The organism is Nostoc sp. FACHB-152 (genome assembly GCF_014697475.1).
Taxonomy (GTDB): domain Bacteria; phylum Cyanobacteriota; class Cyanobacteriia; order Cyanobacteriales; family Nostocaceae; genus Nostoc_B.
This window is the reverse complement of the sequence record NZ_JACJRV010000002.1, coordinates 16,610-31,903: the sequence shown is the minus strand read 5'-3', so window position 1 is coordinate 31,903 and position 15,294 is coordinate 16,610. Positions and strand designations below refer to the sequence as shown.

Annotated in this window: 20 protein-coding genes and 1 pseudogene; 12 read left to right on the top strand and 9 right to left on the bottom strand. The window is 39.5% G+C overall.

What is annotated here, in order from left to right; all coding sequences use genetic code 11:
* Positions 1-11: 11 nt before the first annotated feature.
* The 5 genes from H6G76_RS02275 to H6G76_RS02255 all read left to right on the top strand — a co-directional run bounded on the left by H6G76_RS02275 (position 12) and on the right by H6G76_RS02255 (position 1,753).
* Complete coding sequence (locus tag H6G76_RS02275) at positions 12-236, top strand: type II toxin-antitoxin system HicA family toxin (RefSeq protein WP_190694891.1); 225 nt, start codon at positions 12-14, stop codon at positions 234-236.
* On the top strand, positions 233-457 hold the full coding sequence (locus tag H6G76_RS02270; RefSeq protein ID WP_190694889.1) for a type II toxin-antitoxin system HicB family antitoxin: 225 nt from the start codon (positions 233-235) through the stop codon (positions 455-457). The genes H6G76_RS02275 and H6G76_RS02270 overlap by 4 nt, the downstream gene beginning before the upstream one ends.
* Before the next feature lie 21 nt (positions 458-478).
* Positions 479-733: a hypothetical protein gene (locus H6G76_RS02265; protein WP_190694887.1), complete on the top strand. Its 255-nt coding sequence runs from the start codon at positions 479-481 to the stop codon at positions 731-733.
* Between the two features lie 24 nt (positions 734-757).
* A complete protein-coding gene (locus H6G76_RS02260; RefSeq protein ID WP_190695569.1) occupies positions 758-1,186 on the top strand; it encodes an HNH endonuclease in 429 nt (142 codons plus the stop codon).
* A gap of 90 nt (positions 1,187-1,276) precedes the next feature.
* Positions 1,277-1,753, top strand: a complete 477-nt coding sequence (locus tag H6G76_RS02255; protein ID WP_190694885.1) for a hypothetical protein — start codon at positions 1,277-1,279, stop codon at positions 1,751-1,753.
* A 4-nt stretch (positions 1,754-1,757) separates the two neighbouring features.
* Here H6G76_RS02255 and H6G76_RS02250 read toward each other — a convergent pair whose 3' ends face one another.
* The 5 genes from H6G76_RS02250 to H6G76_RS02230 form a co-directional block, all read right to left on the bottom strand.
* A complete protein-coding gene (locus H6G76_RS02250; RefSeq protein ID WP_190694883.1) occupies positions 1,758-2,186 on the bottom strand; it encodes a hypothetical protein in 429 nt (142 codons plus the stop codon).
* Between the two features lie 31 nt (positions 2,187-2,217).
* Entirely contained in the window at positions 2,218-2,739 is a 522-nt protein-coding gene (locus H6G76_RS02245) for a hypothetical protein (RefSeq protein ID WP_190694882.1), read from the bottom strand.
* A 143-nt stretch (positions 2,740-2,882) separates the two neighbouring features.
* Positions 2,883-3,323 (bottom strand): hypothetical protein, encoded by a 441-nt coding sequence (locus tag H6G76_RS02240; protein WP_190694880.1) that lies wholly within the window; start codon positions 3,321-3,323, stop codon positions 2,883-2,885.
* A gap of 299 nt (positions 3,324-3,622) precedes the next feature.
* A complete protein-coding gene (locus H6G76_RS02235; RefSeq protein ID WP_190694878.1) occupies positions 3,623-3,805 on the bottom strand; it encodes a CsbD family protein in 183 nt (60 codons plus the stop codon).
* A gap of 490 nt (positions 3,806-4,295) precedes the next feature.
* Complete coding sequence (locus H6G76_RS02230) at positions 4,296-4,757, bottom strand: hypothetical protein (RefSeq protein WP_190694876.1); 462 nt, start codon at positions 4,755-4,757, stop codon at positions 4,296-4,298.
* A 371-nt stretch (positions 4,758-5,128) separates the two neighbouring features.
* Here H6G76_RS02230 and uvrB point away from each other — a divergent pair, with 371 nt between their 5' ends.
* From uvrB to H6G76_RS02210, 4 genes are all read left to right on the top strand, one after another.
* Positions 5,129-7,126, top strand: coding sequence for an excinuclease ABC subunit UvrB (gene uvrB, locus H6G76_RS02225; protein WP_190694874.1), 1,998 nt, complete (start codon positions 5,129-5,131; stop codon positions 7,124-7,126).
* Positions 7,127-7,205: 79 nt separating this feature from the next.
* Positions 7,206-7,793: a Uma2 family endonuclease gene (locus tag H6G76_RS02220; RefSeq protein WP_190694872.1), complete on the top strand. Its 588-nt coding sequence runs from the start codon at positions 7,206-7,208 to the stop codon at positions 7,791-7,793.
* Between the two features lie 145 nt (positions 7,794-7,938).
* Positions 7,939-8,169 (top strand): DUF2281 domain-containing protein, encoded by a 231-nt coding sequence (locus tag H6G76_RS02215; RefSeq protein WP_190694870.1) that lies wholly within the window; start codon positions 7,939-7,941, stop codon positions 8,167-8,169.
* Positions 8,166-8,402 (top strand): PIN domain-containing protein, encoded by a 237-nt coding sequence (locus H6G76_RS02210; protein ID WP_199337231.1) that lies wholly within the window; start codon positions 8,166-8,168, stop codon positions 8,400-8,402. The genes H6G76_RS02215 and H6G76_RS02210 overlap by 4 nt, the downstream gene beginning before the upstream one ends.
* Before the next feature lie 248 nt (positions 8,403-8,650).
* Here H6G76_RS02210 and H6G76_RS02205 read toward each other — a convergent pair whose 3' ends face one another.
* Both H6G76_RS02205 and H6G76_RS36850 read right to left on the bottom strand, forming a co-directional pair.
* Entirely contained in the window at positions 8,651-9,271 is a 621-nt protein-coding gene (locus tag H6G76_RS02205) for a hypothetical protein (RefSeq protein WP_190694868.1), read from the bottom strand.
* A 219-nt stretch (positions 9,272-9,490) separates the two neighbouring features.
* Positions 9,491-9,568, bottom strand: a pseudogene (locus tag H6G76_RS36850) (Uma2 family endonuclease); the annotation flags it as partial.
* A 347-nt stretch (positions 9,569-9,915) separates the two neighbouring features.
* Between H6G76_RS36850 and H6G76_RS02200 the strand changes: the two are divergent.
* The 3 genes from H6G76_RS02200 (at position 9,916) to H6G76_RS02190 (ending at position 12,592) form a co-directional block, all read left to right on the top strand.
* A complete protein-coding gene (locus H6G76_RS02200; protein WP_190694866.1) occupies positions 9,916-10,635 on the top strand; it encodes a rhomboid family intramembrane serine protease in 720 nt (239 codons plus the stop codon).
* 107 nt (positions 10,636-10,742) lie between these two features.
* Positions 10,743-11,417 carry a rhomboid family intramembrane serine protease gene (locus tag H6G76_RS02195; RefSeq protein WP_190694865.1) on the top strand — a complete coding sequence of 225 codons (675 nt, stop codon included), beginning with the start codon at positions 10,743-10,745 and terminating at the stop codon, positions 11,415-11,417.
* 59 nt (positions 11,418-11,476) lie between these two features.
* Positions 11,477-12,592: a DUF3466 family protein gene (locus H6G76_RS02190; protein ID WP_190694863.1), complete on the top strand. Its 1,116-nt coding sequence runs from the start codon at positions 11,477-11,479 to the stop codon at positions 12,590-12,592.
* Positions 12,593-13,119: 527 nt separating this feature from the next.
* Here H6G76_RS02190 and H6G76_RS02185 read toward each other — a convergent pair.
* Together H6G76_RS02185 and H6G76_RS02180 are read right to left on the bottom strand one after the other, a co-directional pair.
* The gene (locus H6G76_RS02185) at positions 13,120-13,767 is read right to left on the bottom strand and encodes a hypothetical protein (RefSeq protein WP_190694861.1); all 648 of its coding nucleotides are present in this window, start codon (positions 13,765-13,767) and stop codon (positions 13,120-13,122) included.
* A 293-nt stretch (positions 13,768-14,060) separates the two neighbouring features.
* Positions 14,061-15,176 carry a D-alanine--D-alanine ligase family protein gene (locus H6G76_RS02180; protein ID WP_190694858.1) on the bottom strand — a complete coding sequence of 372 codons (1,116 nt, stop codon included), beginning with the start codon at positions 15,174-15,176 and terminating at the stop codon, positions 14,061-14,063.
* Positions 15,177-15,294 lie beyond the last annotated feature (118 nt).

The window sequence follows — 15,294 nt, the reverse complement described above, 5'->3', positions numbered from 1 at the left end:
AAACTGAGGTTATGCCCAAGAAAATTAGAGAACTCAAAAGGTTATTGCTGCAAGCAGGGTTTACTTATCAACCTGCCAAAGGTAGTCATAGTAAATGGATACATCCGCTATTGCCTCAAGCTATCATCATCGCTGGTAAAGATGGTAGCGATGCTAAACCTTATTTAGAAAAGCAAGTTAATGAAGCACTTGCAGAATTAGAGAAAATAGAAAAAGCGGAGGAGACAGAAGAATGAAATACACAATTATTATTCAATGGTCAGATGAAGACAAATGTTATGTGGTTTTGTTGCCTGAATTTACTAATGTAATGCAGCCTTGTACACACGGGGATTCTTACGAGGAAGCTTTAAAAAATGCTCAGGAAGTTTTAGAAATGCTCATTGAATCTGCTTTGGCAGATGGCGAAACTTTACCAGAGCCTCAAACTTTAGGCAAGCCATTAAAAGTAGCATAATAAAATTAAACAGGTAAATTCATGACTACATCCATAAATACAGCCAAAGTCTACGACGAAATTGTTGACTTTATTGCGGCTGGGACTACTCCCGAAAGTGTTGTGAAGTCTCAGCTTTCAGATAGTACAAAAGAGCGTTTAGAATATTTGGTTTATCAACACAAAATGGGCAAACTCACACCAGAGGAAAAGAAGGAGTTAGATCATTTCCTCACGTTAGAACATATTATGACCTTAGCAAAAGCAAAAGCACATCAATACCTTAAGGCGGAGTAAGTTTTTCCAGTGTCTATTCCTTAAATTAATGCAGAACTGCGGCGTTTAGTTGCTCGTCGCGCTGATCATATTTGCGAATATTGTCTTGTTTCTGAAGCCGATAGGTCATCAGGTTGTCAAGTTGACCATATCATCAGTGTGAAACACGGCGGTGCAACAACAGCAGATAATCTTTGCTATGCCTGTATATTCTGCAACTTGCAAAAAGGGACGGATTTAGGTTCAATTAATTGGCAGACTGGTGAACTTGTACGATTTTTTAACCCCCGTCGAGACTTTTGGGGAGAGCATTTTTGGTTAGATGAGGCTTTGATTCAACCGCTAACAGAAATTGGAGAAGTAACAGCCCGCATTTTCGATTTTAATGTCGATGAAAGAGTAATTGAAAGACAAGCTTTGATTTTATCTGGTCAGTATCCCTCAGCATCGGCGTTAAAACGGATAAATAAGTAGGGTAATTGTGTGCTTTTACGCTCACCAATGGGAATTATATACTTAGCAAATATTGCTACTTAACCCTCGCGTTACATTGGTGATTCTACTATGTCCTATCAAAATATTACCGCTTCCCTTTCGCCAGCAGATATCCAAGAAATTAAAGCTTCACTCCAGACTATCCATGCAAAACTCCCTTTTCTGGTTACTCTCAGCGCGGAAGAACGGCGCAAGATGGTCAAGATGGGTGATAAAAGTCTGGCTTTTGTAAATAATAGTGCTACTGCTGCTCAGTCTAACCGTAATATTCTGCCGGCTACTTTTAACGTTGAAGAGTTGGTACAAGATTATCAGTTAGCGATCGCACTTACTGAAGTATTAATTTCCATGCGGCAACTCACTGAACAAGTAGATGATACTTTACTGGCAGTCGGTAGTGAAGCTATGTCCAGCAGTTTAACTGTCTATAATTACGTTAAGACAGCATCAAAAACTACTCCCGGCTTAAAAACTCTAGCTGAACAATTAGGCGAACGCTTCAAAGCTATCAAAGGTAGACCAAATAAAGTTGCTTCTGATTCATGAGCAATTAATCCTCATTAATGAGTATTTGAGCCTCTTTAATGAGCCTTTGAACTCCTTTAATGAGCCTTTGAACTCCTTTAATGAACCTTTGAGCTTCTTTAATGAGCCTTTGAACTCCTTTAATGAACCTTTGAGCTTCTTTAATGAGGCTTGGAACTCCTTTAATGAACCTTTGAGCTTCTTTAATGAGGTTCAGAACTCCTTTAATGAACTTTTGAGCTTCATTAATGAGGCTTGGAACTCCTTTAATGAACCTTTGAGCTTCTTTAATGAGGTTTGGATGATTAGTTATAGTTGAGTGTATCTGTGCAGAAACCGTAAAAACACTCTCCCCTGCACCCTTGCACCCCTGCTCCCCTGCGGCTTTAATGATACACCGCTTCCCGAACACGATATTAATCGAATCACATAAAAAAAGGTGGGTCTTTCCCACCTTGATGTCTTACTCTCCAGGAAACGAAAACTTATTTACGGCTACCTAACCACTTAGCAGCTGCTATCCCAAGAATTCCTGCGACTACAGGGTTGCTGAGGAACTTGATAATACCTGGTTGCTCTGCTAACACTTCGCGGAAAACATCTGGGTGGTTGTGATAAGCAAAGGATGCAAGTTTGCTCACATCATCAGCATTCATCCGGCTGGCGTGATGAGTGGAAAGACCTAATTGTTGCTCTAAGTTACGCTCATCTAAGCCTCTACCTTTCAAGTGTTTGAAAAAGGCGCGCGCTACATCATCTCGCTCATTAGGTTTAATTTGTGCGATCGCTTTTTGTAATTCCGGTTCCATTTGGCTGGAAGGAATGCGGTCTGGATGAATAGATCGACCAAATAACTGGCGACGTTGATCTGTTGTTGTTCTTTGAGCAAAATCGTCAAAATTCTCGTATTGAGTAGCTGCATCAGTTGATGGATCATCCAATGATTCAACATCACCTTGAGCTAAATCTTTCATTACTTGCCGTCTGTATTCTTCACTAGTAGACACTGTTTTTCTCCTAATTTCTTGAATCTTTAGTTTTCAATTTCATCAAACTGGTATAGCAATAGCCGGATAAATTAGAACAAGGACACTCAGTGGTTTCAAAAAGGCTATTTTTTATTGCCTATTACCTGTTCCCTATTCCCTAATTAGCTATACTTCACCTGCTGAGACTGAACATCGTATTGAGTTGTCAAAATTAACTTTTTGTCAGGGCCGTAAACCAAAACAGTTAAATCTTGATTAGGGAAGTTTTTGTGAAAGCCTTGAACTAATGATTTAGCTAAAGGTTTAACTTCAGTAGGACGAACATCACGAGAAATTACTACGCCTAATTTGTTGTTATCTCGAACAAAGGCATCCTTAATTAATCCTTGGGATGTTTGCACAACCCAGTCACCAAAAGTTTGTCCGCCTGGAGTATTACCTCTTTCTAATTGGCTATAAGCTACATCTCTGCCAATTAAAGACGGGGTATTTGTGCGGTCAGCTTGGCTGACTGTAGCACCACCACAAGCAGTAGTTACAGTTAGCACCACAATTAAAACAAAGGCGATCGCAACTTTACGAATCTGCTCGAAAAGCGTCATTTTTTCGCTCCTAAATCTGCAACAATTTAAATACTTTAAATTCTTTGTATTTCTTAGCTAGTTAAATAAAATATAAGTTGTCTTTAAGCTCAAAATTCATTATTTATCTAGCTAAGTAAACTAGAAATGTAGAGGCGCGATATTTCACGTCTCTACAGTCAGAACCTGTGTTATCTGTTAGCCTAGCTTAATTCCGAAAGAAAAAGAGTAAATCAAGGATGTAAGTCAAATTTCGAGATTGACTGTTTCACCAAATCAAGATTATTTCCTTTTAGGTTTAGAGACTAAACAATTATTACTTAGTCAATCTTTTTCTTTACTGAATCTTTCACATCTTCTATGCCTTGGCGAACTTCGCTTTCAGCTTGTTTGGCTTTACCTTCAGCTTTATCTTCTGGATCGCCAGTTATATTACCCAGAGCTTCTTGAGCTTTACCTTCAATATTTTTGCCAGTAGCTTTTGCACGATCTTCTATGCTCATTTTATTCTCCTAATCTTATATAAATCTAAGTTTCAAAGCTATTAATTGCTTTGATTTCTTGATTCTTACTATTACAACTTATCTTAAGATTTTTATTCTTGCCTTCCGCCACAGGATATATTAGCTGTCTCTATACAAAGAAAGATAATACAATCAAGCTAATATAGCAGTCCTAAATCATTTGTGAAATTTATATCTATCTCTTTCTTCTTTCTTACCTTTGCGTTCTTGGCGTTCTTGGCGGTAGCCTGCGGCAAGCCGCTTACGCGTCTACGTTTACTTATCTCTATTTTTTACGACTCCTACACGGGTTTCTATATCCTATTCCTCAGAATAATTGGTAATAAACTGTTAGCTTAATTTAAAGTTGTATTCATAAAAACAAAATTCTTGAACACAATATCTAATTTTTCATTTTAATTAAATAATTAAAAAACCCGATTTCATCAATAAACCGGGTTAATCAGGATTATGGAGATGCTTTTTTGGTTTAGTCGATAAAACCCATAAGTAAATCAGAATCATCAGTAAAATTTGATGCTACTGGACGGTTCCCCATGATAGAGTAGCTATCAGAAATTACTAACGTACTGGAAGAAATTGGACGTATACCAGAAAGGTTAATACTGTCAACAATATTGATGGTGTTAGCACCAATGGGACGAATCCCCATCACGTTGATTGTCTCTACTACTTCTAAATTACTAGCTGAGATAGGACGTATACCCGCAATTGATACTGTGTCAGCAACTTGCAAATCACTACCAGCAATAGGACGTACACCTGCAATCACAATTTTTCCAGATTCTTCTGATTTATCGCTACCTTGTGCGGCTTGATCGTTATTTAAAGCTTGACCTTGATTATTTTCAACTTCCACTGTAGATTCCCCCTTTAGCTTGGCACGTCTTTGACGAGTACTAGCTGGTTTGCCAGTGCTGCTAATGCTCATAAACTAACACCTCTGGTTGCTTTAATGAACTTTACAATATTTTAGGAAAAAATAGATTTTTTCCGGTATATTAAAGTCTACCCTTAAAAAACCTTGCATAGATATAAGTATCTTCAAAACTTATACATAAGTAAATTAAAACAATTAAGAATTGTAAAGAAATATTTCTATATAGTTATTTGGCAACGCCAGCTCGACAGGTATAGGGAGAAAAGGAAATGGGGAAAGGGAAGAATCTCAATTTTTTAATCCTTTACTTTTTACCCACAGCAAAACTCTTACCCTTTCCCCCAGGCGTAGCTTTTCCCTAACTTCTGCAACAAGTCTAGTGAGATCGCTAACATGAGATAGGGTATTACTAGCAAAACTGTATGACAGAATTTTGTCTTCAAGCTCCCTTTACGCCGACAGGCGATCAACCACAAGCGATCGCACAGCTTGTATCTAGCATCCAATCAGGGAATCGTTACCAAACCTTACTGGGAGCGACAGGAACCGGCAAAACCTTTACAGTAGCAGCAGTAATTGAAAAAATTGGCAAACCAACTTTAGTTTTGGCACATAACAAAACTTTGGCTGCACAACTTTGTAATGAGTTACGCGAGTTCTTTCCCAAAAACGCAGTCGAGTACTTTGTCAGCTACTACGATTACTATCAACCAGAAGCGTATATTCCTGTCACCGATACTTATATAGAAAAGACAGCTTCGATTAACGACGAAATTGATATGTTGCGTCACTCAGCGACGCGATCGCTTTTTGAACGTCGTGATGTCATCGTCGTTGCATCAATCAGTTGCATCTACGGTTTAGGAATTCCCGCAGAATATCTCAAAGCCGCCATCCCCTTAAAAATTGGTATGGAAGTGAACCAACGAGAAGTTTTGCGCGATTTAGCATCTGTCCAATACAGCCGCAACGATGTCGAAATGGGTCGAGGACGCTTTCGCGTTCGGGGTGATGTTTTAGAAATCGGCCCAGCTTACGAAGATAGAATTATTCGTGTAGAATTTTTTGGCGATGAAATTGACGCAATTCGCTATGTTGACCCAGTAACAGGCGAAATTATTAATAGTTTAGAAGCAGTAAATATTTACCCCGCGCGTCACTTTGTCACACCAGAAGAACGATTAGAAATTGCTTGCGAAGATATTGCCTTTGAATTAAAACAACGCAAAGCAGAACTAGAACAAGGCGGGAAATTACTAGAAGCGCAACGTATAGATCAGCGCACACGCTACGACTTAGAAATGCTGCGCGAAGTTGGTTATTGTAACGGCGTAGAAAATTATTCTCGTCACCTTGCAGGTAGACAAGCCGGAGAAGCACCGGAATGTTTAATTGATTACTTTCCTAAAGATTGGCTGTTAGTAATCGATGAATCTCACGTTAGTGTGCCGCAAATTCGGGGGATGTATAACGGCGACCAAGCTAGGAAGAAAGTATTAATTGAACATGGATTTCGTCTGCCTAGTGCTGCGGATAACCGTCCTTTAAAAGCAGAGGAGTTTTGGCAGAAAGTAAACCAATGTATTTTTGTTTCTGCTACCCCAGGAAATTGGGAATTAGAAGTATCTGAGAATCATATAGTTGAGCAAGTTATCCGTCCCACAGGCGTAATTGACCCAGAAGTATCTGTACGTCCTACCGAAGGACAAATTGATGATTTATTGGGAGAAATTAAAGACAGAGTTGACCGTCATGAAAGAACGTTAATTACCACATTAACCAAGCGCATGGCGGAAGATTTAACCGAATATTTGCAAGACCACAGCATTCGCGTGCGCTATTTGCATTCAGAAATTAATTCCATTCAGCGCATCGAGATTATCCAAGAATTACGCGAGGGAAATTTTGATGTTTTAGTTGGGGTCAACTTGCTGCGAGAAGGTTTAGATTTACCTGAAGTTTCTCTAGTAGCAATTTTAGATGCAGACAAAGAAGGTTTCTTACGCGCTGAACGTTCTTTAATTCAAACTATTGGTAGAGCCGCGCGTCATATTCGAGGACAGGCAATTTTATATGCAGATAATTTAACAGACAGCATGATTAAAGCTATAGAAGAAACAGACAGACGACGTGGTATTCAAATGGCACATAATCGGATGCATGGAATTACGCCGCAACCAATTGTTAAAAAATCAAGCAACGCAATTTTGTCATTTTTAGAAGTGTCTCGACGGCTAAATGCAACTGAGCTAAAAGTCGTAGATGAACATATCAATGAAATACCTTTGGAAGAAATTCCAGACTTAATTGCCAAGCTAGAAGCACAGATGAAAGATGCAGCGAAGAAACTAGAATTTGAAGAGGCGGCAAAATTGCGCGATCGCATTAAAAATTTGCGAGATAAACTATTAGGACATTAGCACTTAATTAGGATAGCAAGAAAGAGAACTCTCTTTTTTCGCTATCCTAGATAAAGTCAATTATTACCCAATCGCGCCGATGGTTGCTTTACCCGATAGCATTTTGATGAGTGCAGAAGAATATCTAATTTGGGAACCCACCCAAGAACAACGCTACGAATATTGGGATGGCGAAGTTGTAGCGATGACTGGTGGTACACGTAACCATAATCGGGTTTCTGGAAATTTTTTTAAGCTTTTAGATGATGCTCTGGCAGAACGCTCCTGTGAAGTATATATAGTAGATGTGAAGGTGCAGGTAGAACCAGGACAGAAGTATTTTTATCCAGATGTAGTTGTAACTTGCGATGAGCGAGATACTGATACTCAATTAATAAAATTTCCCTGCTTAATTATTGAAGTGCTATCACCTTCAACGGAAGCCTTCGATAGAGGGAAAAAGTTTGCTAAATATCGCCAATCCCCAATCTTGCAAGAATATGTCTTAGTACAAGTAGAACAACCAGGTGTAGAAGTATTCCGGCGCAACGAACAAGGGAAATGGGAACTGTCAGAGTATAATTCCGGGGAGATATTGCGGCTGGAATCGGTGAATGTAGAAATCGCGATCGCGGATTTGTACCGCCAAGTGCAGTTTGAAACAGAAGCACCCGAAAATGACAATTAGTTTTCTATTATAAACAAGCTACTGAACAGCGCGATCGCGTTGATAAGACCAAGCCGCAAATCAGCCAAAGTAAATGTAAAAGTAGCTGGCGATCGTCATTCAAGTTAACCGCCAATAAAATTAATTCCTTTTCTGAGGAGAAATCATGGCTATTGATGCAGAGATTTTACAAACAATAGAGCAAATGCCAGAGCCGCTTAAACAAGAACTCTTGCATTATGCCAAATATTTACTTGAAAATTATTCAAAGCCTATTTCCCAAGAAAGCTTACTCCAAAAAAAGCGTCGGTCTGGTATTTTAAAAGGAACTTTTGTTTTACCTTTGCCTGATGACTTTGATGAACCTCTCGAAGCTTTTAAGGAATATATGGAATGAGTGCTTTTCTTTTAGATACTCATGCCTTTATTTGGCTAACTGAGAATGATTCTAACCTGCCAGAGCATTTGCGGATAATGATTAATACCGCAGATTTAGTTTATTTTAGCATCGCTAGTCTTTGGGAAATAGCCATCAAGTTGAACCTTGGCAAATTATCACTACAAAAAAGCTATGAAACCATAGGTTCTGCTTGTTATTATATTTACTCACTCGTGGTATATATTAATTAACGCGTCAATTTTGAGCCAATACTAAGCAATCCAGAACCTACGATGAGTAGACTTACTAAGGCGATCGCATCAAACATCTGCGAGATAAATTATTAGGAAATTAGCACTTAGTACCGAATTGCATAAGTCCGTAACGACAAATTAACTTGAGAAACTCTCCGCGTTCCTCCGCGCTTACTCTGCGTGACTCTGCGTTTAAAAACATTACGAACTAATGTAAAGCTTTACTTAGCCTGATAACCGTTAAATTAGCTCCATTTTCGTAGATTTTTATGTACCTGTGCCAGATACCACATATAGTCATCAATTTTGTAATTATCAGCAGCTTTAACGATATATTCTTGAGCTAAATCTAGATTATTTTCTGCTTCGTAATACAATCCTAAATAAAGATGACTGTAAAAATTACCTTTCACTCCTTCTGACTTCCCAACATTCAATACATCATCAGGTGTGCAATTTACCGCATACAAATCGTACACGCTCCGCATAATCCGCCGGGGGTCATTTTTCACAGTTAATAGTGAATTTCGTGCTTGTTCGACACCAGAAAGGCGAGCTATGCAGAGATATCGCCATACTGTTTCTTCTACATCTTGAGCATTAACTGTTAAATCTATTTCAAACTGTTGAGTGCCTTCAGCAAATCTTGCTGCATAATAGTACGACAAACCACGTTGCCAAAGGTATGGAGTAAGTCGATTATCTAACTTTTCTGCCGTATCAAAATCTTGAATAGATTCATCAATTTTGGCTAGCTGAAATTTAACCATACCCCGTCTAACGTAAGCTTTGGGGTTATTTGGTTGACTGCGAATGATATCGTTCCACTGTTGCAGTTGGTTTTCTAAAGAGTTGCTAAAAAACATGAATTAGCTAAAATAATTTACTTTAATTTGCATCATTTCCGCAAAAGCAAGCAATCGTCAATCCTTCTTGCTCTTGAATTGGAGTAAAAAAGTGTCAAACTTTGACATACTAAACTTTGAAGATGGTATACTTTAGAATCTTCTAAATGAGCAAAATCAATATTGCGGTCAAGCAGCAGTTTACTCCAAATTCATATTTATTACATAAATATTTTCTTATTCTTTGATAGTGACAATCCATCGGAATTGTTTAGTATTATCTGCCATTGGTTGCCCATCACTGTCAGGGTAGATGATGTCTGGTGTAGTAAGCTAATCAGCATTTAAGCTGCACCATTGAAATTGTGAATAAATGACTTAAACCCTCTCCTCTGCCCCTCTGCTCACGGCAGTCGCTACAACGGGGGGAACCCCCGCAACGCGCTGCCTCCCCTGCACAAGAGCGGTCTAAACTGCTCTCTTAGGTGCTTAACATCTTATCTGGCGTTAATTGTTGCATCATAGCGGGATCTCCAGTGTTGGGCAATCTAGCTCATACTCTTAGTTTAGAAGGCAGATATTAATATCCAGCCAAGAGGTAGAAGAAAAGACAGGCAAAATTCAGTAATTTGAGGCTAGTTCCTCAAAAATCAGGAAAAACGCCTGTGGTTCCCATTAGAGATAATAATCCTACACAAATTACGCCTTACGTAACTTACGGATTAATTGCCATCAATGTTCTGGCATTTATATATGAAAGTAGCCTTCCTCCGCAAGCATTAAATGGCTTTTTACACCTTGCGGCTGTAGTTCCCAAAGAACTTAGCTTAAGCTTTGCTGGTGTTTCTGTTCACCAACCAGTACCAGAGTGGGCAACTTTAATTACCTCTCAATTTCTGCACGGTGGCTTTCTGCACTTAGCCGGTAATATGTTGTTTCTGTGGATATTTGGTAACAACGTTGAAGACAAATTAGGCCATGTAAAATATTTAATATTCTATTTAGCTTGCGGAATTTTAGCATCTCTGACTCAGTGGTATTTCTCCCAAAATTCTGGCATCCCGTCGTTGGGGGCTAGTGGTGCGATCGCTGGGGTGATGGGTGCATATATTCTCCGCTTTCCTCAAGCTGAAATTCTCGGTGTCGTACCTTTAGGGATTTTCTTCCCAACTTTCAGGGTTCCAGCCTATTTCTTTTTAGGATTTTGGTTTCTACAACAATCTTTCTACGGACTGGCGAGTTTAGAAACACCTACTAATATTGGCATGGAAAGTGGTGGTATCGCTTACTGGGCGCACGCTGGCGGTTTCATATTTGGAGCAATTCTCGGCCCACTGTTGGGTTTGTTTAGTGACAAATCTCCGCAAGAATCATGGTACGGCTAATAGCAACCAGCCTCAATGATTGCACAGGTGTAATTATCTAGATTTTTCAACTGCTAGTCATCCAAGCTATATTGCAGTTAGTTAATTGATAATTAGGAAAAACACCTGTGTTTCCACTCTATGACGAAAATCCGACGCGAATCACGCCGTATTTTACTTACGGTTTGATTGGCATGAATGTTTTAGTTTTTCTTCATGAAGTGAGTTTGTCTCATGCTCGACTGAATCAATTTCTCGGTGAGTATGCTGTGGTACCCCAACAGCTAACCACCAACTTTGCCGGAGAGTGGGTAACTTTATTTACATCCCAGTTTCTTCACGGTGGTTGGTGGCACTTAATATCAAATATGGTATTTCTCTGGGTCTTTGGCAATAATATAGAAGACCGTTTGGGACATTTTAAATATTTAATTTTTTATTTGGCCTGTGGTGCTTTAGCTGCTATGTGCCAGTGGTTTATTGCGATGTATTCTGAGATTCCTTCTTTAGGTGCTAGTGGGGCAATTTCTGGAGTTTTAGGTGCATATCTTATCCGTTTTCCCCATGCCAGAATTACAACTTTAGTATTTTTGGGTTTTTTCGTGACCACAATCAGTGTGCCGGCATTGGTAGTTATTGGTATTTTCTTTGTGCAGAATATAATTTCTGGTCTTGCCAGCCTACAATCAGCGGCCAATATGAGCGTGCAAACTGGGGGAGTTGCTTACTGGGCGCACATTGGTGGCTTTGTGTTTGGAGTCATGCTTGCGCCTTTATTTGGTTTATTTAAACGCGATTACTAAGTAGCGCAGATATGAGAAAACATAACTGCAACCTCAGAAAATTAAGGTATAAAAATAAAATGTCTAAAATCAGCCTCAAGTTTATAAAGTCAACTATTAAAGTTTTCTTAGGTAGCGTCGGTGCTACTTTATTGACTCTTGGTAGCGTCGAATCAGCATCAGTTCCTTGTTATTCAATTGTTGATCTGGGTACACTTCCTGGCTATGATAGCAGCGTCAGCACAAAGCTAAATCAATTAGGTCAAGTAGTTGGCTATTCATTTAGAGAAAAGGATTGGCACTTCCGATCATTTTTGTGGGAAAACGGGGTAATTAAAGATATTGGGACACTGGGTGGTGACCAAAGTATTGCTTGGGATATCAATAATTCTGGGAAAGTTGTTGGCTTATCATATACAGGTAAGTTAGACCCTGACGGAAATAGTCTTTTTCATGCTTTTATCCAGAATAAAAATGCTGGGATGATTGACATTACTCCCTATGTAAAAGATACGACACGTAGCGAAGCTATCAATGACGAGAACCAAGTAATTGTTTCACAAGGTAATCAAGCCCTTGTATTTAAAAATGGTATAGAAAGTAATCTTTGCTTTAGTTTATCTAGAGAATGCTTTGCCTATGACATTAACAACTCTGGTTTAATAGTAGGTTACTCAGAAGTCACTCTGCGCCAAATATGTAGGCTTGTTGATAAGAACACCACGGCTTGCTTTGATATTACTGCTCGTCGCGCCCATCTTTGGGATAACGGAAATATCAAAAATCTTGGTACGATTGGAGATTCTACAGACGAACTTAACTGGAGTCAAGCAGTAGCGATTAATGATCATGGGCAGATAGTTGGGGACGCAAAAAACAAATGTGTTGTCTGGAATAAAGATGGGACTATTACTGACCTTGGCGCATCTAGCAGTGATTGTGTAGCAAAAGGTATCAATAACAAAGGTTGGGTAGTTGGATCGTTAAGTACTAACACTCCAAACCAGGAAACTCGTGCCTTTTTGTGGCGCAAAAATCAAGGGGTGCAAAATTTAAACAATCTCATCCGACCTAACTCTGGCTGGGTGCTAAATAGTGCTAATAGCATTAATGACGCTGGATATATTACAGGCGATGGCACAGTCAATGGTAAGAATCGTGCCTTTCTTTTGATTCCTAATCATTATTCTAAATAAACTTTCGGAACTAATTACCTATTTGCCAGAAAAACTTAGATGAGAGTTAGTGCTTCAGTCCTTAATTAATAAAAAAAGAGTGGGAGTAGGCATACCAATCGCCTAATTCTCCCACTCAACATTTGCTGCTGTAGCGTATAGGAATATGTACAAACATTACCCTTTATTTAGGGGGGCTAAGTATGCAAAAATGGTAATGTCTATACATTGTGACTATTCCTATTGCAGCAAATGCAAAGCCTGATTAATAGATAAATCTGTAAAATATATTTTCTGCAAGCGCAAATATATTTTAGATAAAAGTTAACAAGATATTTTAGCTTTTTGGTAGACCCTGATAACAAAACCCTTGAAGTCGTTTATCTTTAATAAATTTAACTTTGGTAATCTTAGTTATGTTGCCATTTTGGCAGGTTTTAATATTTATTTTTTAGATTTGTATTTTATTAGCTTGAGTTACTTAATAATTAATAAGGGTACAGAATTTCTGTACCCTTATAGTCAGCAGTTTTGGTGTGGCAATCACATTAGGATTTTTGTAAGAGTGCTGATAAAGAATTTTCTTTGCGAATGTCCATCAACTCTGCTAGTGATTCTTTGCCTTTATCAAGACGGTATTGGTGTGCTGGCGGCAAAACCGACACTAGAGATTTTGTTTTAGCTGGTATGGAATCGACTGTGTTGAGTGGTTGCAGCGATGCTAGCACTGGCGGCAGACGCTTGGGTGTTTGTGCTTCCCATCTAGGTTGAGAGATGGGGGTTAAAGCTGGTTGATGGTTGTGAACGTGTTTTGGAATTTTGTAACGCCCTTTTGGACGGTTAAACAAGCGAAAAATTACATAACAACCACTACCACAAGTAAGAGCGATCGCCATTACCAGCCATAAAGGTATAGGATTGCTACGTTCAGTGATAACTGGTTCTTCCACTATTACAGGCAGTGGTTCTGCTTCTGTTTGCTGTGGAGTGCTAACATGACTGAGGCTGTAAAATGCCAAGGCAGCTGTGCCAAGAGCTATTGTAAAAAATGCGCCTAACAACAGCAAAGGTTGCTGCGTCAGCAAATAAATCAGTAAATTTGAGCGACCTTTGGAACCCAATTGATTATTGCTTGTTTCTGCTTTGGGTTCTATCAGTTGGGTTGGCTCATGGTTCACACTTTGACTTTTTTCCATGATCACTTTCAGACTAGTACCCGTCTCGTCCCATGATTGTACTTGAGGAGTTACTTATCCAGTATCCGTAGCATGATTTTGGTATAAAGTAGCTTTTGTGTGAATTGTAAGCGAGAAAATCCTAACTTTTTCCCAAAAATCAGTGCTTTTAGCCAATTTGTCAATCAGGCAGATAAAGAATTCATGATCCAAAATCAATTTAACTATTTCTGCCTATCGACGCAGTTAGAGGTTAGGGCCAGGAGGCTAGAGCCTAGGTAGGGTATAACTCATGTCATAGATAACTGCTATATTTATTGCTTGGGTGCAGCAGGAGAATGTCTTTCTAAAGCTAGTTGTATCAATCTATCTACTAATTCATGAAATGGTATGCCGCTATAAGCCCAAAGTCGGGGATACATACTAGTGGCTGTAAATCCGGGAAAGGTATTAATTTCGTTAATTAATATTTCGCCTGTGGCTTCTACATAAAAGAAATCTACTCTTGCTAATCCTGCCGCATCAACCGCCGCAAAAGCTTGTAAGGCCATATCTTGAATTTGACGACTGATATCCTCTGGAAGCTTTGCTGGAATTAGTAAATCGGCTCTACCTTCGGTATATTTAGTTTCGTAATCGTAAAAATCGCTGTCAAAGGTAATTTCTCCAACTACTGAGGCTTGGGGTTGGTCGTTACCTAATACTGCACATTCTACTTCTCTGGCGACTACTCCGGCTTCAACAATGATTCGGCGATCGTAACTGGCGGCTTGGTCGAGTGCAGTTTCTAATTCAGAACGCGATCGCACTTTGGCAATACCCACTGATGAACCTAAGTTAGCAGGTTTGACAAAACAGGGATAGCCCAATGTTGCTTCTATTTCGTCGCACAGTTTCGGAAATACGCAAGGATTTGACCACACTTGCGCTCTTGTCAACGCTTTATATTTAACTTGGGGCAACCCAGCTTGGTCAAATGCCATTTTCATCGCAATTTTGTCCATTCCCAAGGCTGAACCCAACACTCCAGAACCGACAAAAGGAACTTGCATTAACGTCAGTAAGCCTTGAATTGTGCCGTCTTCCCCGTTGGGGCCGTGGAGAATGGGAAACCAAACATCCACTTCTGCAACTTGGGAAGGAGATTGCCAACGGCCGAGGGTTTGGGTTTGGGAATTGGTGAGTTGACTTTGTTCTGAGGTGGCGGAGTTTTGAGATTCTAATAAGGGTTTACCCGAAACTAGCACTTGTTGGGGTGCTTCCCCAGCTAACCAGCGACCATCTTTTTGAATATAAAAAGGCAGAATTTCGTACTTACTAGCATTTTGTTCTGCACTTAGGGCTTTTGCGATCGCCCTTGCCGAACTAATCGATACTTCATGTTCTCCAGAACGTCCGCCAAACAGCAGCCCTACCCTTAACTTAGTCATCTTTAGTACCTTTACACTCTTATCGCAGATAGCCTATCACAACCTGCCGAAGTTGCTATATTTTTCCTTTAAGCCAGAGTTGGCTGCTATTAAGGATGAGCCAAAATCGTTGAATATT